Below are 21,848 nucleotides of genomic sequence, written 5' to 3'. Positions count from 1 at the left end.
CGGGATTGCCTATTTCCAGATCCCAGAAATAGTGGAGATTTCCGTTTGAGAGTATAACAAAGCGGGCATTGATATTCTGTGCATATTTTCTTGCCTGCTCTTTTCCGTCTAACGGGTTTTTGTCTTCCTTTTTTGCTTCCAATACAACAAAGGGGTAGCCCTTATCATCCAAAAGCAGATAATCTATAAATCCGTTTTTTGTTTTTTCAAAATTACTGCCGAGTGCTTCAATATCTTTTTTAGAAATTTTTACATTTGGTTCCAGCTGTATATTAGCTTCACCACTTTCATTATCAAAAAAACGCCATCCTGCTTCTTCAAGCAGCTTATTAATTTTTAGCCTTGCTTTTGCCTCTTTGGGATTTGCCATAAATTTTCAGCCTTTTATTAAAAGAAAAATATAAAATAATTTGTAAAAAATCAGCTATCGCTAAAATTAACAACATGATAAATATACCTGAAATTACCAGGCGATTCAAGGAAATGAAAAGACTAATAATATATAGCCTTATTATTGTCGATAAAGCTATGCCTCTTTCGCTTAATTCTTTCGACAGGATAACGTTATCACCATTGTCCTCTGAGTTAATATTTTTTCTTACTATCAGCAACTTAGACAACATTTCAGCATTCGACAGTTTTGTGCCGATTATGTCACATAAGAGGTCGTAAAAAGCTTAAGCTTTATCCATAGGTTTGAGGTCTTCTTTGAAATAATTTTCTGAAAATTGATACAAGGGAACGCCATGATTATTTGTTTGATCCTATTTGTGACCAACCATAAAAAAATACAAAAAATTTCAAATTTTCCCTTGCATTACCAGAACTGCTCCTTAAGTTATACTTAAGTTCAACTTTCGAGACAAAATTCATTAATCATGATCTGTCAATTTTCAGAAATTCATCAGCGATCGCTGATGAACAACGAAGTTGTAAAACACAAAAATAATAAATCACACAACGATATATTTTTTTGCGTTCACTTTATAAAGTGAATGCAAAAAAATATAATAACTCCTGAGCCTTGATTATCAAAGGCTTCAATCAATTAATCACATAACAGAAAAAACAGAAAATTCGCAATTGTGTCATTGTGTTCGGCCGTTTTACGAGTCCGAGCATGATGTTCATTAGGTCGCTGCGCCACACATGATTGCGTCTGAAATCCTTTTAATCTCACACAAATAGTGAGTTCATATAGATTGTACAGGTTTTCTGTGAACCTTAATCTCAGAGGAATCGCTAATATATATATGTTGCAGTGTACAATTTGTTTTGGCTCACCCACCGAAAATCCAATTGGGATGATGATCCCAATATTTTTAATGTGTCACTTATACACATTAAATAGTGTTTTTTGTTTCTGATCTGGAATGGTTCTTGTTTAAGAGAGGGGGTGCAGTATGCAAAAAGTAAAAAGAAACTTTGTTGGTGAAAACAATTTAACGCGTAAAGCGGCAAGTTTCAGGCTGGCGACTGAGGTAGTTAAATCTGCCAATGAAGGGACAATCCAGAAAGTAGCGCAAGCTGCAAGAATGTTGGCTGAATTTGTAAACAATGAATATGATTTAAAAAATCTTGCAAAACTCGAATCAAACCATATGGAAGATTTTGCGGATAACCTTTTGGAAAGGCTGGACAGCGGTGAAATATCAAGAGGACATGCAACAAACATAATATCAGCGCTTAATTCCGTATTTAACTATTACTACCGAGATGATCTCAAAATCTCCGCACGGGGGTATGGGCTGAATAGGGGTACAAGATTTAACAACACAGACAAAAGTATATCCGATGAAAATCATCAGAAATTTTCTGAATATCTTTCGGATAAATTTAATGCAAGTGGTGATGTTCGCTATGAAGCTCTGAGATTGCAGGTGGAATTACAGAGAAGTGCAGGGTTGAGATTTAAAGAATCAGCCTTGTTGTCAGGAAAAGAACTCCGTAAAAACAATAATTTGGAAATAAGAAAAGGAACCAAGGGCGGTCAGCTCAGGACAATAGATTCAACAGAAGCCCAAAGAAAATTGATTTCGGATATAAAAAATTTCAGGAAAGAGTATAATCTGACTCGCTCATTAATTCCAGATAACCTTTTTTTTAAGGAATGGAGTAGGTTTGCCTACAATGTCGTAAAAGATTTTAAAAGAGAAACTGGTCTTAAGTATAATTTTCATGGAAACCGCCATTATTATGCACAAAAACGATATAAAGAACTTACTGGTCATGAGCCACCTGTCAAAGCAGGCTTTTCAAAGAAAAATCCCGTTAAAGAGGAAAAGAGCTTTGAGGTGAGACTAAAAATTAGTGAGGAACTTGGACATCACCGCATTGATATCACATCTTATTATCTTGGGAGGGGGAAATGAGTAAAAATATTTTGTATGGTGAATTCAGGCGTAGATTCAGAATTACTGGAAGTAAAACAACCGTTAATCAGGACTACCGTTTGATCAAACAATTTTGTGATTTTATTACAAATAAATACCCAGAGGTAACTAAACTCAGTCAGTTAAACAATAATCACTGCAATGCTTTTTATAATGAGGTAAAAAACGGATGTTGGTGCGGTGAGATATCAAAATCTTATCTCAAAGACACTTTGTACTCAGTTAATAAGCTTTTTAAAGCCATTGGTAAACATGAGCTTGCCTATGATGTGAGTAAATTATTAAAGTCATTTGAAGGTAAAAAGAAAATAACCGTTACACTGGAAGAATACAATAATATTAAACATTGGAGAAAAAAATTCGGTAAGGTATTGCCTCCTGAATAATCTCCTTTTTTTGGGGATAACAATATCTCTGCAAAAAAGAGATGCAGTTATAAGGTGATAATCTTATCTCCAAAAAAAGGAGATAAGTATAATGCTTAACATATCTTTTTTTTGAAATTTTGGGTTGATTTTTTTATTTCGAATCCTATTTATAACTGAGTAACACTTCTACAGCGATCAAATCTATCCATCAGAGTATGTCCAAATATCGGATATTTTATCCACTTTGGATTAATTTATTCACGATATCAAATTCGTGTTAAACCTGTCTTAAACCCAGCAAATATACTTATAAAAAGTTCAACTGAGGGAGTATTATAAAACTTTATGTTTTATAATATAGGATTTGTGCGGGGTTATACAAAAATAAAAAAATTTCGGTGAGTATAACTGTCTGCGCGGAAAAAATTATCAAGGGATGATTATCCCTTTTCTCATAAGAGGGGGATAATCATATGAAAAACTCCTGTAAAGATTCTGAAAGATCTGGTAATATTAAAGTAACAGAAAACGTAGCTCAGTTGTTTGACAATTTAATAGGGAGAGATGAGGACGAACTTGCCGCCGTATCCAGAATTTTCCTAAAATCAGGTGATGATAATGATTTCAGGCTGACTGACATTACAGATCAGTATTATAATCTGGTCAAAGAACTCGAAGAACTAAAAGAGAAGCTGGCAGATGATGGAAATGTTCTTCTAACTGTTTCGGAAGTTGCGGAATTATTCAGGTGCCATGAACAACACATCCGAAATATGAAGTCAAAAGGAAAATTCAGGAAAGGAAGACATTACATTAATTTTGGTGGCAAGATACTGTTCAAAAGAGAAACATTGTTACAAGATTTTGGCCTCTGGGCAAACAAGGCTCGGAGGTGCTAAATGGGTGTTTACAAAAGAAATAATAAGTTGTGGATTAGTTTCACATACATGGAAATACAGTGTAGAGAACCTATCGGCTTAGACGATACTGCAGCAAACAGAGAAGAAGCTTCATTGATGTGCAATCAAATAAAAAGACAGATAAGAGCTGGTTCTTTTGATTATTCCAAATGGTTTCCAGAATCGAAAAATCTGGTAAAGTTTGGGTACAAGAAGAAAGAAAAAGAGCAAACTACTATTTATGAAAATCCAACGGTTGAGGAACTTGCAGATGAGTGGTTAGAAAACTGTAAAAAACGTGGAAAAAAAAGAAAGACCCTTATATCATACTCTGATTACCGAAACAGGACAGTAAAAATCCTCGGTAAAAAAAGAATAAGAGATCTTAAGATTAGAGACTTAGACCATTTCATAGAAAAACTGTTGGATGCAGGCTACGACCCAAAAACAATAAAAAATACCAGATTATGTCTAAGTCAGATTTACAAACTTGCACTTAAAAAGGAAATTGTAAACAAGAATTTAATGTCTGAATGTGAAGGAGTATCTATAAAAAATAAAAAAATATACCCTTTTAACGATGACGAAGTTGACAAGATACTGGAACACATCGAAAAAAATAAACCAAAATTTTATGCGATGTTTAAAGTGCTGTTATTGACTGGGATGAGAGTTGGGGAAGTCCTTGCTATGAAATGGGAAAATTACAACAGAGAAAATGGAACTTATTTTGTATGTGAAAGTGTATCCCTCGGAGAAATTGGACCGCCTAAAACGCAGGGTTCAATAAGAAAAGTTAAACTTATAACTTCTGTGGTCAAAGCATTAAATTATCATTACGACAACTTTCGAGTAGAAGGCTCAAAATTTATATTCAATACTCAATATGGAACCCATTACAACAAGGCCGAAAATATAAAGAAGAATGTATGGATACCAACACTTAAAAAACTTGGAATTGAATACAGGATAATGTACCAATGCAGGCATACATACGCATCAATAAGTATTGCGGAAGGTGATACTCCCGCTTTCGTAGCAAGAAATTTAGGGCACACTAGTTTAAAGATGGTTTATGATGTTTATGTTAAGGATATAAGAGATGGCAACAGGTCAAACTTGGAAAATCGCTTTTAAATTGGTAAATTATCACAATTTTATCACAGGTGGGAAAACGCAAAAATTAAGTTGTTGATATTAAAAGGGAAAAAGAAAGCGGGCGACGGGACTCGAACCCGCTACCTCAACCTTGGCAAGGTCACGCTCTACCAGATGAGCTACGCCCGCAAGCAGGTGGACTTTATATAAAAAATAGAGTCTCTTGTCAATAAAAATTTTACTTTAAATAATTTATACATCAAAACGTTTAACAATAATCCATATTTTTTAAAATTTTCGCATGATTCATAAAACCTTTAAAATTGAAATTATTCAATTTAGCCCTGCGCTTTACCAGTCCGTAATAAATCCCTGCATCGTTGGTTTCACCTATCATTGTAGCGCCTATAATTGTATCAGAATCGTCAAGAAAAATTTTTCTAAAGAAACCTCTTTTTTCATCATAAAAAATTTCACTTTTTACATCATCTCCAAAATAACCCACAACTGCCACTTCTGTTTCAAAAACCTCTGTAGTGTTATTCTTAAGACTGCCTTCATATTCAACATCATGTCCGAGCATATTTTTTGCAGCCACATCCCCCTGCTCCGCCGCTGTCAGCCAGTTTCCCTGAATAACCGTTCCTCCGCCCAAAAAATCATCACATTCCGCCGCATCTCCGGCAGCGAAAATATTTTCCGCACTTGTACGGCAATGTTTATCAACCATGATTCCCCAGTTGGTATCGATTGATGCACCTTTTGCCAACTTAATATTCGGCTCCACACCTTTACCGATAATAACGAGATCGGCAATCAGTTTACTGCCTGATTTTAAAGTAATATCAAGCTTATCTGATTTTTCATCAATGGCTGTCAAATCATCTTTTTTGTGAATTGTAAGCCCTCTGGATTCAAATTTTTTTTCAAGAATGCCGGAAGCATCTTTATCCACTACCCTTGAAAAAATTCTGTCAGAGGAAATCACAAGGTGTTTTTCAACTTCCTCTTTTAGATGTGACAGTAAGGGAATCGTTACCAACCCGGCTCCAAAGCCAACAACTGATGACGAGTTTTCAAACATTTCATTCATTCTGTCGGCATCCTTAAAATGCCTCAATTTTAATACATTTCTGGTATTGTTGTATTTTATCTCTTTTGCTTCGCCGCCTGTTGCCAGCAAAAGTTTACCATAATTCAGCTCTGTGCCATCATTCAAAACTATCTTATTTTTCTCCGGCACAATACTAACCAGCTCTTTCCCGAAAAACGTATCTAAACCGTTTTTCTTATAAAACTGCTTATCAACGATATACAGAGCATCTCTTTTTATTTTGTCACCCACGTAATAGGGTGTTAATACTCTCGAATAAGCAGGCTCATTTTCCTTGTCAATCACAGCAACAGACGAACTTTTATCGAAATGCCTCAGTGTACGCATGGCATTTAGCCCTGCAGCACTGTTTCCCACTATTATAAAATCATAATTATACATAAACTAACCTCCGGGATATCCCCCTCCCCCGATATAAAACAATGAAACGGACGCATCCGCCAAAACGGTTTTGTCATCCACATGTTCTCCGTTTAAAAGAATCTTTATGTAACTGTGATCCAACTTGTCCCCAAACAGTCTGCTTTTTATCTCAGCCGCAGTAATCCCGTTTTTCAGATCGAGGCCGGCAGCTCCGGTATAGACCCTCAAAATTCCGTATATTTTTACCTTTATCATCACAAATGACCAAAAATCTTCAAAAAATAAGTGGAAGGCTTTTCGCCTTCCACTTATTTACCTTAGTCCGAGCTCTGCAAGTTTCTCAGATGTAGGGATTCCATCCTTCCAACCCCTTGCTTCGTAATATTTAGGAAGCGTCTCACTTAGCCTGGCCACTGACCCTTTATGAGGTCCGTCCGGAACAGGTTCTTCAAGAATCCGCTTAGGAAGGGTATCCTGAGAAGGATCGATACCGGCATCAAGATTATACAACCTTTCCAGATTCCACACCCTTTCACCGGCTTCAACAAGATCATCGGCAGAATAATTCAATCCCGTGGCAGCATTGAAGAAGTTTTTAATCTCTTCAGGGGTTATGGCAAATGTTGTAAAAAGGCATATTCCGGAAGAATCCACAAGCGCCGTAACATCCTGAAAAGCCTTTGTCCATTCAGCTTTTCCATCAAGGCTGGTGGGTTCCATTTTTTCTGGCACTCCGAGGATTTCAGGGGAAATCATATAGCCTCTGACGTGGCAGGCCCCTCTGTTGCTTGTGGCATAATTTATTGCCATTCCCTGGGCAACTCTTCCGTCATAAGCGGGAAACTCAAGTTTTTTCACACTCATGGAATAATCAGGTTTGCCGTATTCTTCAGCAAGTCTGTAAGAGCCTTCTGCCAGTTTGTCGCCGAAACCTTCCCTGTTGGCTATTTTTCCCATCATTTCCACCATACCTTCTGCGTCGCCAAATTCCAGAGATCTTCCTATTTCATCTTTACTGATTATTCCCTTTTCATACATCTCCATTGCACATGCTATAGTACCCCCGGCAGTTATGGGATCGAATCCGTTTTCGTTGCATATATAATTAGCCCTGGCAATTGCTTTCAGATCACTAATCCCGCAGTCGGCTCCGAGCGCCCAGATAGGCTCATATTCAGGTCCTTCACCTTCGCCGCTGAATCTTGGATCTGAAATTGCCGTCACTCTTCCACAGCCGATAATACATCCCATACACGCTTTATTCCTTTTTAAAATGGTATCCGCCATCGTTTCACCGGAAATATCTTCTGCTTTTGCGAATGTGTCTCTCTGGAAATTATTAGTGGGGAAAAGCCCTGTTTCGTTAATAACATTTACCAGCACTGCAGTACCGTAGGCCGGAAGTCCCTGAGAAGTTACGGGAGAATCTTTCAGTAATTTATATGCCTCAAATGCTGATTTTCTGTAAGCATCTTTGTCGGAGATTTTCACCCCGCCTGTACCTCTGACAGCTATGGCCTTAACATTTTTGCTGCCCAAAACAGCACCGACACCGCTTCTGCCTGCTGCCCTGTGCTTATCGTTCATAATACATGCAAACTTCACCTGCTTTTCTCCGGCAGGACCTATTGATGCTATTTTTGCATCCTGATGAAATGTTTTATGAATAATATCTTCCGTTTCGTGGGTGGTTTTCCCCCAAAGTTTTTTAGCACTTCTGATTTCAATATTATTGTTATAGATTGTTATATAAACGGGATTCTTCGCCTTTCCTTCCAAAATAATCATATCGTATCCTGCATACTTAAGTTCCGAAGGAAAGTATCCGCCTGAATTTGAAGATGCAATTGTACCTGACAGCGGAGATTTCGTTACAACCATATACCGTCCGTTGGCAGCACCGTATGTCCCTGTCAGAGGACCTACTGACAAAAACACTTTATTTTTATCGCTGTAGGCATCCACATCCGCAGGTACTTCGTCCGTAAAATATTTAACGGCCAATCCTCTTCCGCCTATAAACTTTTTAGCTGCCTCAAGATTCAAATCTTCAACACTGTACTTTTCATTGGATAAATCTATCCTTAATATTTTTCCTGCCCAACCGCCTGTCATATCACACCTCCATGTGCCCTTCTTTTACTGAAGTGGCAAATTTTTTAACCTTGGATCTTGTGGGAGTATCTTCCTCTTCAAATGTAAGACATCCTGTTGGGCAAAAAGCCACACATTCCGGATAATCCCCTCCGCATAAATCGCATTTATCAGCTTTCATTTTACTTTCGGCATATTTTATCATACCAAATGGGCAGGCGCTTACACAGGTTCTGCAGCCCACACACTGATTTTCATCAACCAAAACAACCCCGGTGTCGCTGTTTTTTGATATTGCCCCTGCCGGACAGGCCTTTAAGCACCATGGCTCATCGCACTGCATGCAAGTAACGGTAACAAATGCAGCCTCATCCATAAAAATTTCATTTACGATTCTTGATTTAGACGGTGCGAACTCATCAAAATGCTTAAGGGAACATGAAAGTTCGCATGTTTTGCAGCCGATACATTTGGACGGCTCCACCCTTATTAGTTTTTGCATAATTACCCCCTTTTTATTTTTCCTGCACAATTATATGCGGGTGTAAATTCCATAATCACCCGGCAGAAATACTCGTATAACAATCCTTACCCCCCTCCCACTGGAGAAAATAAAGTCAACGTGTCTCCATCGGTCACTTCCGAATCCGGTTCGCATGATTTACCGTTAATCAAGATTATAGATGCCTCTTTTTTGGGAATTTTATAATATTCAAGGATATCAGACACAGTGACATGCCGGTTTTTATTATCAAAAACCGTAGTATACTTTCCGGTTTTGTTCGTCAGATAATCTGACAAACCTGCATAGGCTTTAACGGTAATCATATCAAGCACACATAGCTTATTATCCGCTTCGTTTCATGATTCTTCTGTCTAAAACTAATTTCTTTATCAGGTATTCATTTTCTCATGCATCATTTCAGTCCAAAACCATCCAGGGTTATGACTTTAAAAACAGACAGTTTCCCCAGCTTGAGACCTTTGAATAAATACCCCACCCAACCTCCCCTAATTTAGGGGAGGAGCTTTATCTCCCCTCCTATCAAAGAGTTAGGAGGGGATTAAGGGGTGGTAAAATTTATAAGAATACATTATTCAAAGTTTTCAGCTTCTTAATATAAATTATAACATATTTTCCCTGCGATGCTTCAAAAATTTTTGCAAAAATATTATAACTTTGATTACTTAAAAAAATGATGTAATATTTAACCACAATGAGCAAACGATTGGCAATTTTTATATCTATTCTTGTTACATTTGTACTTATTTTTTCCACAGGAGTATATTTTTACCAGTCAAAAATTATTATTAAGAGTGAATTAAATAATCAGGGAAAATTAGTAACAAATTATAATTATGAATCCATTGATAATTTTTTGCAAGAAATAGAAAGAATCACCCATCTGATTTACAATAACAAAAAAATCCACAATTATTTAAAAAATAATAATCCCACGATTAAAGTTCAGTTAGAAAATCTTTTCCTTAAATATTGCAAAAATATCGAATTGATCCAAGCAATAAGGGTTGTGGACATAAAAGGTAATATAAAAATTTTCATGAGAGAATGTGAAAATTTATCCGGCAGCAGAAATTTCAAAAAAATCAATCTTCAAAACAAAGCTTTTTTTCAGAAAGTGCAAAAATTGCAGAAATCTGAAATTATTTTTTCCAATTTTGAAAGGGGAAAACTTCCGGAAACAACTGAATTCTGTCCGGCAATGATCCGTACAATGATACCATATTTCGATAATAACAAAAAAACAGGTTACTTGGTTGTAAATTTTTGGGGAAATAAAATTGGGGAAGTTTTGGATTATCTAAAAGAAAATAAAGGATATTCGTTTATTGCAGAGGTAAATGTAAACAACCCTGATAGAGACGGTATTTTCCTTTTCCATCCGAACAGATATTATGAATTTGCAAATCAGTTCAATACCCAATATATTTTAGATAAAATATATTCAAAGAAAGATGTTGAAACAATCAAAAATAACAAAAGTGGCATAATAGAATTAAAAAATAAACATAATTTCCTCGCTTTTGCCACAGTATACCCTTATAATAATACTGATCAGAGGTGGAAAGTATGCACTGTCCTAAAAGGAAGTTATTTTTTCAAAAATATAAATGCACTAAGACGAAATTTTTTGGCTGTTATGCTGCTTGGAATATTTCTCAGTATTTTGACAGCCGCATATTTAAGTAAAAAACTTTTGTCACCTTTAAATGAAATCAACAAAGCCGCAAGAGAATATTCAAACGGCAACCTGCATTATAGAATAAAAGGCACATTTGATAATGAACTGAAAGGTATTGCAGAAACAATAAATAATATGGCTGAATCTTTACAAAAACATATAAGTGAAATCGAAGACAATCATAAAAAAATTGAAATACTTAATAGGTTAAGTTCAATCGGGTTTCTTTCGGCAGGCATCTCCCATGAATTAAATACTCCTCTTAATTCTATTATAATCACCTGTAAAATTCTGGAAAAAGAGCTTCCAAAAGAAAATGCCGCTGACGTAAAAACTATAAAAAAAGAAGCAATGAGATGTGTGGAAATCATTAATTCGCTGAAAACACTTTCACCCCAAAGCCAGCATGATTTCCGGAAAGAGAAAATTAATTTGAATGAAGTAGTAATGACAGCATTGAAATTTTTAAAAGCAAATGATTACATAATCTTTAGCTTGGATATAAATGAACAGGCCAGTATATATGGAGATAAGCGTTTGTTACAATTAGCAATATCAAATATCCTGATGAATGCTGTAGATGCTGTTTATCCTGAAGGAGAAATAGATATTTACCTTAGCGAAAATAAAAATAAATATAAACTTGAAATTATCGATAATGGCAAAGGTATGACTCATGAAGAAATTGAAAATATTTTCACTCCTTTTTATACAACAAAATCACCTAAATCAGGGTTGGGGATCGGTTTATCTTTGGTTTATAAAATAATCAGGGAACACAATGCCTTCATTTATGTTGATTCTAAAAAAGACATGGGAACAAAATTTACACTGGAGTTTGAGAGCTATGATAAAAATAACACTCATTGAGGATGATAAAACACTGAATAAATTAATAAAGAGAAGTTTAGACAGTTATTACAATATCACCGGTTTTTACGATTTTACAACCGCATTCAACTATATCAAATCATCACATACAGATATTATCATTTCAGATATAAAGCTTCCGGATGGTAACGGAATCGATCTTTTAAAAAGAGTGAAAACTTTTAAGTCAGAAATTTATTTCATACTGATAACAGGATTCGGTACTGTTGAAGAAGCTGTTAATTGTATAAAAGCTGGCGCACACGATTACGTATTAAAACCTGTCGATCCCGAACTGCTAAAGGCAAAAATTGATCTGATTGAAGAAAATATTAGCCTGAAACTGTTTGCCAGGGAAAAATATGATTTTAGTTTTGTATATGAATCGGCAAAAATGACCGAAGTAGTTAACCTTGCACTAAAAGTTGCCGAAACAGACTCCAATGTTTTAATAACTGGTGAAACCGGCACAGGAAAAGAGGTTTTAAGCAAATTTATTCACCTCAACAGCAAGAGAAAAAACAACCCCTTTTTGCAGGTGAACTGCCCAAATCTGCAGGAAAATCTTTTTGAATCAGAAATATTTGGATATAAGAAAGGTGCTTTTACCGGTGCCAATGCTGACAAAAAAGGTCTTGCAAAACTGGCTGATAAAGGCACATTGCTCCTCGACGAAATAGGGGAAATGCCGTCCGGTTTTCAGGCAAAACTTCTGCGGTTTCTGGAAGAGAAACAATTTATTCCAGTCGGAGCCTCAGGCTATGAAACATCAGATGTGAGAATAATATCGGCAACCAATAAAAATTTAGAGGAAATGGTAAAAAAAGGGGAGTTCAGGAGTGATCTGTATTATAGATTAAATATTATAACTATCGAAATCCCCCCGCTTCGTGAACGAAAAGAAGATATTATCCCTTTAACTTACTTTTTTATGGAAAAATTTAAACACTTAAACAATAAAATCAAGGATATCAATCAACAAGCTAAAGATATTCTTTTAAAATACAATTTCCCCGGCAATATAAGAGAGTTGTCAAATATTATAGAAAGAGCAATGATTCTGGAAACTGCCTATGAAATTACCCCTTCTTCAATCTCTTTATGCAGCAGTGGGCTTACTGATAATGATATTGAATTGGATGAAGTTATTAAACATCATATTTTAAATATTTTAGACAAAACTGAAGGAGATAAAACAAAAGCAGCTAAATTATTAAAAATAGACAGATCAACTCTCTATAGAAAACTCAAAGAATACGGTATAAATTAAAGTTACGGTGCGGCAGACAATTGCCGCACCGTAACTTATTAATTTTTTGACTTAAATGCTGCAAGCATCTCTTTTGCCATATCCCTGTTATGATATAGTATAGTTTTGATCTCTTCTAATTCCGCTTTTCTGGAATTATTATTTTTGTATTGCATTTTCAAACTATGTATTTCTGCATAAATTTTATTGAGTTCCATTCTGTCATTTTCATATTTCTCTTCATTAAATGGTATTGAAAAATCTATGCCTTCAACATCCCATGCATCAGGCTTCATTACAAAAGGTGCAAAGTCATCGATATGTCTTCCACTTACCGGTTTAATCTCAGTGTGCTCAAAATCTGAAAAGAACATACCGTCTTTACCAGCTCTTAAAATATATGAACCGCTAAAAGGCTCTTTTACATCTGCCATGTTGCTATAGGTAAACCAACTAGTCATGACTTGTTCATGTGAACTGTGACAACTTTCACATTCTCTAGGTTCACCAAGTGCATGAGACATCTTATCCATCTGAATCCATGCCATCATATTGTCATTATTTTCAAATCCACTGTATTTTCCTGTAATTATATACATATCATTTATTTCATCAGGATTTCTACGTGTAATAAAGGTTTTCGGCTCCCCGATTCTTGTTTTTCCTTCCACTTTTGTCTTTTTAATTTCCCTTAACTTAAGACCGGTGGGTTTTACAGCACCTTTAATATTCATGACACCCATAGGATATGGCTTTACAGGTATCCACTCTCCTTTTGAAGGATGTTTTACTAGTAAGGGAAGATCTCTTGTGCCGTAGTATTGTTTATGCTTGGCATAAAGATTGTCCATACCTTCAGATTTTCCCGGCCCCCAAAAAGTAAACTGATAAGCACCAACCTCTTTTATATGACAGGATGTACAATCAACATTCTTGTGTTTGCCTGTGTTGACAGCTTTAACAATCTTAGAGTGACAATCGGAACAAGATTCTTTTACTTTGCCTGAACCTATGTGCCCGTAGTCATGTTTCTCCATTTTGTGGCAATCTGTACAATTCAATCCCATTTTTGCATGGACATCTTGTGGCAGTTCTCCATAAGGAAAAGCAAACTCTTTTCTCAGATAACCTGCACCTCTTCTTCTGTCCATAGGGCCGGCATGACAAATCGTACCTTTTCCGCTTCCGTAGCATGATAGAGTTTCCACCTGGGCGGAAAATACATGACTTGCCTTGGACTTTTCAAAACCTTTGTAATGACAATCATTGCAGCTGGCATGACATTTATTGCATCCACGAGCTTTACCGGCATTCATTTCTTTTGTAAAGTCTCGGGTGCATTCTCCTGAAATTTTCTCATAATTGTCTCCAAACCATGCTCCGCAATTCTGTGGTCCCGGGGGTGATGTTTTAAAAGAGGTGAATCCGCGCTGGTATTTATTCAAACCCATCCCGGATTCATTATAGTTTTCTGTTTCTTCTGCATGACATTTACCGCATGTCTTTTCAGCTATTTCTGGTGAATAAGCCATTGTTTTTGGATCGCGGTCGTGATAAAAAAGCTGCTTAATTTTTTTAATGCCATATTTTTCCTTAGCATCTTTTGTAGGTTTCCTCAACAGGAGTTTTCCCCTATTATTACCCTCGGGTTGAATTCTTGCGTAGTCAGTAACTTCTCTGGAAACCGCTTCGTATTTGAAATTTTTACCGATTGCTGCATAGAACGGCCTGGGCATATTTTCATGAGCCTTATCCATATCCATGGTCTGACTGTTGCCAAGATGACAATCCACACATGTAGGTATACCGCCCATGTTAACTTCTTTATCCACCTGATTGGGATCCAAGTATAATTGCGGGTAGCCTAATTCTTTCATCTTTCCCTTATCTGAATGACACTTTACACAACTTGAGTTTTCATCGTAAGCGTATACTGACGAAAACAAAACAGAGACAATAAAAATAAACACAAGACCTAAACCAAACTTTTTCATAAAGCCTCCTTTAATTTCTATAATTTGCTGAATTAGTCTTACTATTTATTATATAACAAAAAACATGCCAATTAGACATAAACCAATAAATCAATATTTCTAACTTTAATTTTGCAAAATGCGACTCCCTTGTTGTAATTTGCAAAAAAATGCAGGTTTAATGGAGAGTTCTGGATTCGATTATCAACTACTCAACCATTCAACTTCCTCAACCTTTATCTTTACCTTTGCCTCAACCTCACTCACTCACTACTTCTCTGTCTCCACTTATCCCTGTTTATAAAAATGGATGGTGTCAATATTTTGATTCTTTACCGCATGCAAAAAAAGTGGTAATTCTGATATTAAATTAATTAATGAGAGTAAGCACTATGTGTAAAAACAATATAAAAGCCCAAGTCAATGAAAACAATAATATCTGCAAGTCTTTCTCTGAATTCATAAAAATTATCAAAACACTGCGTTCTCCAGAGGGATGCCCGTGGGACAGGGAACAAAACTTATATTCTCTGAAAAATCATTTTATTGAAGAAGCGTATGAATTGGTGGACGCTCTGGATAACAGGGATATCGATAATATCAGAGAAGAACTCGGAGATCTGCTGCTGCATATAGTTATACATTCGGTTATTGCTGAAGAAGACGGATATTTCACCATAAATGAGGTAATACAGGAAATTTCCGAAAAACTTATCAGAAGGCATCCCCATGTTTTTGCTGACACTAAAGTAAAAAACACTGCTGAAGTGATGAGAAACTGGGAAGCCATTAAGTCGGATGAAGGGAAAAAGAAAAAATCGGTTTTGGACGGTATCCCCAAAGGCCTGCCATCGGTACAACATTCTCAAAAGTTACAGAAAAGAGCTTCTAAAAAAGGTTTTGACTGGAATTCTGCCGAAGACTGTCTGAAAAAGGTGGACGAAGAATACGATGAGCTTAAAGACGCAATTAAAAGTGGCGACAAATCAGATATTCAACATGAACTTGGCGATGCTCTTTTTGCTCTGATTAATCTTTCCAGATTTTTAGAAATTGATGCAGACGAGGCCTTAAGAAATGTTAACAAAAGATTTACAAAGAGATTTTCACACATTGAAAAAAGTCTTGCGGAAAAAGGCTGCTCCCTGGAAAAAACATCTCTGAAAGAAATGGAAGCTCTCTGGCAGGAAGCCAAGAAAGAGAAGTAGTGAGATAGTGAGGTAGTGAGGTAGTGAGATAGTGTGCTGGCAGGAAAATTTATTCTCATGAAAATTATAAATTCTGACGTTATTGATATAGATCAATTTCATCAAAGAGTCTTTAAAGTAATATTTTTTAAAAATATTGACTGATTAATAATTAAGACTAAATTGGTATAAATAAGAGGTGAAATAATGAGACGAGAAGCTTTTGAATTAAAAAAAGAAATAACTATCATGGAAGATTTCGCTGAAGCTGAGGAAATAAAAGATGAAATAGCAGAACTTGAAAAAGCCAGGAATGATTTTGACGCAATTTATAAAAAACTCATCGATGAAGACAAGGCATGGGTGAATGAGCAGTTTTTCAAATGGATTGAACTTTATAGTGGAAATTGTGGATCAGGGTGCGGCACCTGCGGTGCTTCCTGCGGCTGAAAAAAATAGGATTTTACCAATTATTTTTAATAAAAATAATTTAGTGGTAAATTTAAGATTTCAGAGAGCAGAAATACTTTGGGCACCAGTCCGGATTGCTGGTAGTCCACATTATTAGACAACATCTTCTTGGAGCCGGCCGGAAGTAAATGTTATGTGGTGTCTTTAAAACGCTCCGTGATATTTTCATGCAATCGTTTTCCATGTATTACTGCCACAACCAGAATTATAGCGTCCCTTCCTTTTCAGCTCGTTCTGTCCCCGTTTGGATCTTCTCCACCACGTATAGATGATACTGGATATCTTCTAATGAACAATCGTCAGGAAGTTTATCCAAGAGTGCTTTTATCTCTTCTTTAGCGGTAGTCATAACTTATCACTTCACAATTATTTATTACATAATTTATGTAATAAAAGCGAATAACAGTTAACATCCATAAATAACTTAAAATACACTTCATTAAAAATTAAGAACATCTTCTCAGCTGCTTTTAATACACACAGCCTCAATTTCAACAGTTACCCCTTTAGGCAAAGCTGCAACACCGACAACAGCTCTTGCCGGTTTATGTTCGCCGAAAAATTCAGCATATGCACTGTTGATTTCCGGAAACTTATCCATTTTGGTTGTATAGATAGTAACCTTTATTATTTCTTCTTTTGAATATCCGGCATTTTTTGCAATATTGTAAAGGTTATTCAAACAGGTTTGCACCTGAGTCTTTATTTCAACGTTAAGGGGCTCTGCAGTTGTTTTATCGATAGGTATCTGACCGGAAATAAAAAGGAAACCATTCTGTTCAACAGCTTGTGAGTAAGCACCAACAGCTGCCGGTGCTTCATCCGTTCTTATATATCGCATTTTGACCTCTCTATAATTTAGTTCCTTTTAGTACATTCCAGGACAGACAGTATTTGCGCTCTGATTTATTAAGAGGGTGAAAAAATCTCTTATACTCATTATCGTTTTTAAATATATACTTTTTAAAGTTTTCCGATGCAAACAAATCTTTTATTTCATCGAAAGAAACATCCTGCATTATACTCTCAGTCCTTATATTAACAAAAATATGGCTTAATGAATTGTGAAGAGCAGCAAACCACCGTTTCAGCTTTTCTTTGACGGGAATTTCTGAAGAAACACTTAATCCGTAAAGAACATCCCTCCCGGCATCGTCAAAAATTTCCGGATATACAACAAATACAAACTTACCCCCCACATTCATACATTTATTGATGGCATGAACAACATCATACATCGGCTGGAAATTGTAAATACCGCCCAAAGAGAGCAAAAAGTCGCATTTTATACGGGTAAGGGAATACGCCAAATTATACTGATAGGAAATTGTGGTAATTTTCTCATTGTTAACAAATTGCCTTCTGGAAATTGCATACACCCTTCTGAAGCAGCTTTTATCCGCAAGATGTCTGGCAGTTATGAAATCATTAAATGAAACATCGCATGCAATTGAATTTTCAGGCGCATTTACAGATATTCCGTCAAAAAGTTTGAGATAAGTGAGATATTTGTTTTCAATTTCTATATAATTCATAAACAACGTTCCCTGGCTATTTATTTTTTTCTTTAAAATATATATGTAATAAGTTAAATTCAATAGTCTATTTTAATTTTTTACAGGGAGTAGTTGAGGTAGTTAGAGGCAGCCTAACTTTATATTAGACTTATTGAATAGTCATGTTATAATAACGGTTTTAGTTTAGGTATTTTGAGATGCAATAAAGACAAATTTTTGATACAATTAAGTATATATATTTACCTGGAGGCAGAATGAACATAAACGATGTGTACTCGTTGATTGAACAGGAAATGAACGATGTCAACTCAGAACTCACAAAAAACCTGGATTCTGAAGTCGAGATGGTCAATGAAGTCGCTTCTTATGTTTTTGAAAGCGGCGGCAAGAGACTGAGACCCGTTTTTTTAGTTCTGGCAGCGAAATTAGCAGGATATAACGGCAACAGGTCATCGGCGCTCAGCGGTGTTGTGGAATATATACATACTGCAACACTTATACATGACGATGTTATAGACGGAGCAAAATACAGAAGAGGCAAAAACAGTGTAAACAGGGTTTTCGGTAACGATATCACCGTATTGTGCGGAGATTTCCTATATTCAAGGGCTTTTGTAAATCTTGTAAGAGACGGAGACCCGGAAATCCAGTTAATCCTTGCCAATGCTGCAAAAACAATGAGCGAGGGAGAGGTTTTCCAGTTAATCAAAACTGCGGACTTTTTTCTCAAATTTGAAGATTACGAAAAAATCATCTTCAGCAAGACAGCTGTACTTTTTTCCGCTTGTTGTGAAATCGGAGGTATTTTGGGAGGACTGGACAAAAAGAAAGTCTCAGCTTTAAAAGACTTTGGCAAATATGTCGGTCTGGCTTTCCAGATGAGCGATGATATTTTGGATTATCTGGGGAATCCGGACTACACCGGCAAAAATCCCGGTACTGATCTTAAAGAGGGGAAAATGACTCTGCCGATGATACTTCTCCGACAATGTCTGAAAAAGGATGAAATAAAGATTATCAGGGATATATTTACAAGTGAAGATTATTCGGATAAAAATCTGGAGTATATATTGACCCTGATGCAAAACAACAATATCAAGGAAAAGGCTGAAAAATTTGTAGATGATTATATATTTAAAGCCAAGACGTTGCTTAACGAATTTGATGATAACCCATATAAGGATTCCCTGCTTTTATTAGCGGATTATATGGTGAAGAGGGATCGTTGATGGATGTTGAGGCAAAATTTTACCAAAAACTCGGGGATAGCAAAGTACAATGCAATCTATGCCACCACCACTGCCGTGTTGCCGATGGAAAATCCGGAATCTGCCTTATAAGGCAGAATAAAGGCGGCACACTTTATCAAACCTCGTACGAAGAAATTACATCGATAAATGTTGATCCTGTGGAAAAAAAGCCGCTTTATCATTTTTATCCAGGATCCGACATCCTTTCAATAGGCACAAACGGGTGCAACTTAAAGTGCCCTTTCTGCCAAAACTGGCAGATAAGCACCCAAATAACACCCAGAGAAACACTTAAAATCGAACAGGCTGTTGATATTGCCAGGAGAAACAAGACAATAGGAGTAGCCTATACATACAATGAACCGATAATCTGGTATGAATTTGTTCTGGACTGTATGAAAGAGTTCAGGAAGGCCGGTCTCAAAAATGTACTTGTTACCAACGGCTGTATTAATAGAGAGCCGCTGGAAAAACTTGCAGAATTCACAGACGCTGTAAATGTTGATATGAAAGGATTTTCCGACGATTTTTACAAATGGGTTAACGGCAGTTTTAGTTTGGCAAAACAGACAATAAAATATCTTATCGAAAATAACATTCATACCGAACTCACAAATCTTATAATTCCGACAAAAAATGACGATCCTGACGAATTCTCAAGTATGTGCCAATGGATAGCGGATTTGAGTCCGGACATCCCACTGCATATTTCAAGATATTTCCCATGTTACAAGTGCGATATAGAACAGACTCCTCCTTCAACAATGAGACAGCTTTACCACATTGCAAAGGAAAAACTGAATTACGTATATGCGGGAAACATAAATCTTACTGATAACAACGGAGAGAGCACCAGTAATACAATTTGCCCCTCATGTTCCACTACGCTTATAAAAAGAACCGGCTACAATACTAAATCATATATAAAAGATTCCCGGTGTCCCGAGTGCGGCAAGTTGGTAAAGGCAATAATCTGTTGATGGATAAATTTGCAAAAATAATCACAGCATTTTTATTTGTCCTCATTGTATCAGTTATTTCAGGATGCAGAGACAGCAAGCAGTACAATACCCGTTCCTTTTATGAAATGGGTACAATTGTCAATATTACATTAGGCAGCAAGAATGATAATATCATCAACGAATTAAACAGAAAGATGAAATCCTGGGAAAAAGAAGTATCCCGATTTGCAGAGAAAGTGAACAATGCAAAATCCGGACAAAGCATCCCAGTTCCCGGAATAATTTACAATCTGCTGCAAAAAGCAGAATACTACAAAAAACAGAGCAATAAAAAATTTGATATAACAATTGCAACAATAAGCAGTTTATACGGATTCCCGAAAGGACCTTTTCGGATACCGGACAACGAAACAATACAAAATAAATCTGACGATGTCGGATTTTCAAATCTTGTTTTTGACAAAACAAGTCTCAGCAAAAAAACACAACTGAAAATAGATATGGGAGCTTATGCCAAAGGATATATTGTTGACAAAGGAATAGAATTTTTAAAGTCAGAGGGGATAAAATCGGCAATGATAAATGCCGGCGGGGATTTGTACGCTTTGGGAAACAAGAAAAACAGGAAATGGCATATTGCCATTAAAAACCCTGATAACAAGACAAAATTTCTTTCCATTATAGCACTGAAAAACAAAGCGGTTGCCACAAGCGGTAATTACGAAAGATTTTTTGAAAAAAACGGAAAAAGATACACCCATATTTTTGATTCAACAACACTGCAAACGGCAAATAATTACAAAAGTATCAGTGTAATAGCTGATACGGTTGAGAGATCTGACGGGCTTGCTACAGTTTACTACCTGATGGATATCAATAAAATAAAAGAATTATGCAAGAAAGAAAAAACACCTGTACTTGTCTACACTCTTAAATCAAAAAAGATAAAACTTTGCGGCTGGCAGGGATATGAAATATCCGACTAAAGCCGACTTGTTTGTAATTCTGCTTCTCATAGCCGCATGTCTTTATCCCTTAACGGCAAAAAACGGCTCCACCGGTAAAAAAAGTTTATTTCTGCTAATCGGCCAAAAACAATACGAAATTCCTTTTGAAGACGGTATAATTGACCTGAACAGTAAATACAATGTAAACATGATACTTGAGATAAAGGATAAAAAAGCACGATTTATAAAATCGGACTGTCCGGACAAACTATGTATAAAATACGGCTGGGTTAACAACTGCGCTGAAATGGCCGTCTGTGTACCCAATAAAGCCGCGGTGCAGATTAAGTGCGAAAAAAACGGGAATATAGATGCAATATCCAGATAAAATCGCCAAAATAGGTTTGTACTCGGCTTTTGCAATAATTCTCGGCGTGGCGGAAAATTTCTTTCCTCTGCCTGTGCCAGGAGTAAAACTCGGTCTTGCCAATATCGGTGTCTTGATGGCTTTGTACTCCTTAACATTCTTTGATACGCTGATTGTTGTATTTTTAAAATCTGTATTTGTAGGCATTTTTGGCGGAAACGTTGTTATCAAAGTACTTCTAAGTCTTCCTTCCACACTTACAGCAGCCTTGGTTATGTTTTTATATATCAGATTAACCGGCAGATTCACCTCTCCCGTTTCAGCCTCTGCCCTCGGAGGTGTGATTCATATCGTCTGTCAGTTCATCATTCTTAAAATTTTTATAATAAAAAATCTTGCAATATATTCATTTTTGCCTTATTTCTCATTATTATCCATATTTACAGGTATGTTAACAGGCTATTTAACCTGTTTAATACTAAAACACACAATTATCGGTACAAAATAAACCAAAGGTGTTGA

General features: G+C 36.2%; 21 protein-coding genes, 1 tRNA gene and 1 pseudogene. 13 read left to right on the top strand and 10 right to left on the bottom strand.

Features of this window, described 5'->3' with window-relative positions; genetic code table 11:
• Positions 1-16 precede the first annotated feature (16 nt).
• Positions 17-370: pseudogene (locus UMU13_RS11795) on the bottom strand (type I restriction endonuclease); the annotation flags it as partial.
• Positions 371-1,403: 1,033 nt separating this feature from the next.
• Between UMU13_RS11795 and UMU13_RS06135 the strand changes: the two are divergent.
• The 4 genes from UMU13_RS06135 (at position 1,404) to UMU13_RS06120 (ending at position 4,797) form a co-directional block, all read left to right on the top strand.
• The gene (locus UMU13_RS06135; RefSeq protein ID WP_328217838.1) at positions 1,404-2,372 is read left to right on the top strand and encodes an integrase domain-containing protein; all 969 of its coding nucleotides are present in this window, start codon (positions 1,404-1,406) and stop codon (positions 2,370-2,372) included.
• The gene (locus UMU13_RS06130) at positions 2,369-2,779 is read left to right on the top strand and encodes a hypothetical protein (RefSeq protein WP_328217837.1); all 411 of its coding nucleotides are present in this window, start codon (positions 2,369-2,371) and stop codon (positions 2,777-2,779) included. The genes UMU13_RS06135 and UMU13_RS06130 overlap by 4 nt, the downstream gene beginning before the upstream one ends.
• Positions 2,780-3,234: 455 nt before the next feature.
• Positions 3,235-3,660, top strand: coding sequence for a helix-turn-helix domain-containing protein (locus tag UMU13_RS06125; protein WP_328217835.1), 426 nt, complete (start codon positions 3,235-3,237; stop codon positions 3,658-3,660).
• The gene (locus UMU13_RS06120) at positions 3,661-4,797 is read left to right on the top strand and encodes an Arm DNA-binding domain-containing protein (protein WP_328217833.1); all 1,137 of its coding nucleotides are present in this window, start codon (positions 3,661-3,663) and stop codon (positions 4,795-4,797) included.
• 77 nt (positions 4,798-4,874) lie between these two features.
• Here UMU13_RS06120 and UMU13_RS06115 read toward each other — a convergent pair.
• From UMU13_RS06115 to UMU13_RS06090, 6 genes are all read right to left on the bottom strand, one after another.
• Positions 4,875-4,947: transfer RNA gene (locus tag UMU13_RS06115), tRNA-Gly, on the bottom strand.
• Between the two features lie 79 nt (positions 4,948-5,026).
• A complete protein-coding gene (locus UMU13_RS06110) occupies positions 5,027-6,253 on the bottom strand; it encodes an NAD(P)/FAD-dependent oxidoreductase (RefSeq protein WP_328217832.1) in 1,227 nt (408 codons plus the stop codon).
• Between the two features lie 3 nt (positions 6,254-6,256).
• On the bottom strand, positions 6,257-6,490 hold the full coding sequence (locus UMU13_RS06105) for a MoaD/ThiS family protein (RefSeq protein WP_328217830.1): 234 nt from the start codon (positions 6,488-6,490) through the stop codon (positions 6,257-6,259).
• 57 nt (positions 6,491-6,547) lie between these two features.
• Entirely contained in the window at positions 6,548-8,350 is a 1,803-nt protein-coding gene (locus UMU13_RS06100) for an aldehyde ferredoxin oxidoreductase family protein (RefSeq protein ID WP_328217829.1), read from the bottom strand.
• A 1-nt stretch (position 8,351) separates the two neighbouring features.
• Positions 8,352-8,831, bottom strand: a complete 480-nt coding sequence (locus UMU13_RS06095; protein ID WP_328217828.1) for a 4Fe-4S dicluster domain-containing protein — start codon at positions 8,829-8,831, stop codon at positions 8,352-8,354.
• Positions 8,832-8,917: 86 nt separating this feature from the next.
• The gene (locus UMU13_RS06090) at positions 8,918-9,157 is read right to left on the bottom strand and encodes a MoaD/ThiS family protein (RefSeq protein ID WP_328217827.1); all 240 of its coding nucleotides are present in this window, start codon (positions 9,155-9,157) and stop codon (positions 8,918-8,920) included.
• Between the two features lie 389 nt (positions 9,158-9,546).
• On the opposite strand from UMU13_RS06090, the gene UMU13_RS06085 reads away from it, so the two are divergent.
• Both UMU13_RS06085 and UMU13_RS06080 read left to right on the top strand, forming a co-directional pair.
• Positions 9,547-11,403 (top strand): sensor histidine kinase, encoded by a 1,857-nt coding sequence (locus UMU13_RS06085; RefSeq protein ID WP_328217826.1) that lies wholly within the window; start codon positions 9,547-9,549, stop codon positions 11,401-11,403.
• A complete protein-coding gene (locus UMU13_RS06080) occupies positions 11,381-12,673 on the top strand; it encodes a sigma-54-dependent transcriptional regulator (RefSeq protein ID WP_328217825.1) in 1,293 nt (430 codons plus the stop codon). Before UMU13_RS06085 ends, UMU13_RS06080 begins: the two co-directional genes overlap by 23 nt.
• A gap of 38 nt (positions 12,674-12,711) precedes the next feature.
• Here the strand turns inward: UMU13_RS06080 and UMU13_RS06075 are convergent, their stop codons facing one another.
• Positions 12,712-14,646, bottom strand: coding sequence for a cytochrome C (locus UMU13_RS06075; protein WP_328217824.1), 1,935 nt, complete (start codon positions 14,644-14,646; stop codon positions 12,712-12,714).
• A 356-nt stretch (positions 14,647-15,002) separates the two neighbouring features.
• On the opposite strand from UMU13_RS06075, the gene mazG reads away from it, so the two are divergent.
• Together mazG and UMU13_RS06065 are read left to right on the top strand one after the other, a co-directional pair.
• Positions 15,003-15,833: a nucleoside triphosphate pyrophosphohydrolase gene (gene mazG, locus UMU13_RS06070; RefSeq protein WP_328217823.1), complete on the top strand. Its 831-nt coding sequence runs from the start codon at positions 15,003-15,005 to the stop codon at positions 15,831-15,833.
• A gap of 186 nt (positions 15,834-16,019) precedes the next feature.
• Entirely contained in the window at positions 16,020-16,262 is a 243-nt protein-coding gene (locus tag UMU13_RS06065) for a hypothetical protein (RefSeq protein ID WP_328217822.1), read from the top strand.
• A 481-nt stretch (positions 16,263-16,743) separates the two neighbouring features.
• Here the strand turns inward: UMU13_RS06065 and UMU13_RS06060 are convergent, their stop codons facing one another.
• Together UMU13_RS06060 and UMU13_RS06055 are read right to left on the bottom strand one after the other, a co-directional pair.
• Positions 16,744-17,124: a Rid family detoxifying hydrolase gene (locus tag UMU13_RS06060; protein WP_328217821.1), complete on the bottom strand. Its 381-nt coding sequence runs from the start codon at positions 17,122-17,124 to the stop codon at positions 16,744-16,746.
• A 10-nt stretch (positions 17,125-17,134) separates the two neighbouring features.
• The gene (locus UMU13_RS06055; protein ID WP_328217820.1) at positions 17,135-17,818 is read right to left on the bottom strand and encodes a hypothetical protein; all 684 of its coding nucleotides are present in this window, start codon (positions 17,816-17,818) and stop codon (positions 17,135-17,137) included.
• Positions 17,819-18,054: 236 nt separating this feature from the next.
• Here UMU13_RS06055 and UMU13_RS06050 point away from each other — a divergent pair, with 236 nt between their 5' ends.
• From UMU13_RS06050 to UMU13_RS06030, 5 genes are read left to right on the top strand one after another with little or no spacing between them, the layout of a single operon-like run.
• Positions 18,055-19,029 (top strand): polyprenyl synthetase family protein, encoded by a 975-nt coding sequence (locus UMU13_RS06050; RefSeq protein WP_328217818.1) that lies wholly within the window; start codon positions 18,055-18,057, stop codon positions 19,027-19,029.
• The gene (gene amrS, locus UMU13_RS06045) at positions 19,029-20,030 is read left to right on the top strand and encodes an AmmeMemoRadiSam system radical SAM enzyme (RefSeq protein WP_328217817.1); all 1,002 of its coding nucleotides are present in this window, start codon (positions 19,029-19,031) and stop codon (positions 20,028-20,030) included. The genes UMU13_RS06050 and amrS overlap by 1 nt, the downstream gene beginning before the upstream one ends.
• Positions 19,997-20,998 carry an FAD:protein FMN transferase gene (locus UMU13_RS06040; protein WP_328217816.1) on the top strand — a complete coding sequence of 334 codons (1,002 nt, stop codon included), beginning with the start codon at positions 19,997-19,999 and terminating at the stop codon, positions 20,996-20,998. Before amrS ends, UMU13_RS06040 begins: the two co-directional genes overlap by 34 nt.
• The gene (locus UMU13_RS06035; RefSeq protein WP_328217813.1) at positions 20,982-21,347 is read left to right on the top strand and encodes a NusG domain II-containing protein; all 366 of its coding nucleotides are present in this window, start codon (positions 20,982-20,984) and stop codon (positions 21,345-21,347) included. Before UMU13_RS06040 ends, UMU13_RS06035 begins: the two co-directional genes overlap by 17 nt.
• On the top strand, positions 21,331-21,834 hold the full coding sequence (locus UMU13_RS06030) for a Gx transporter family protein (RefSeq protein ID WP_328217812.1): 504 nt from the start codon (positions 21,331-21,333) through the stop codon (positions 21,832-21,834). Before UMU13_RS06035 ends, UMU13_RS06030 begins: the two co-directional genes overlap by 17 nt.
• The last annotated feature ends 14 nt before the right edge of the window (positions 21,835-21,848 follow it).

Source organism: Flexistipes sp. (assembly GCF_036172515.1).
Taxonomy (GTDB): domain Bacteria; phylum Chrysiogenota; class Deferribacteres; order Deferribacterales; family Flexistipitaceae; genus Flexistipes.
Note: the sequence above shows the minus strand (reverse complement) of the source record. Positions and strands in the feature narration are given on the sequence as shown.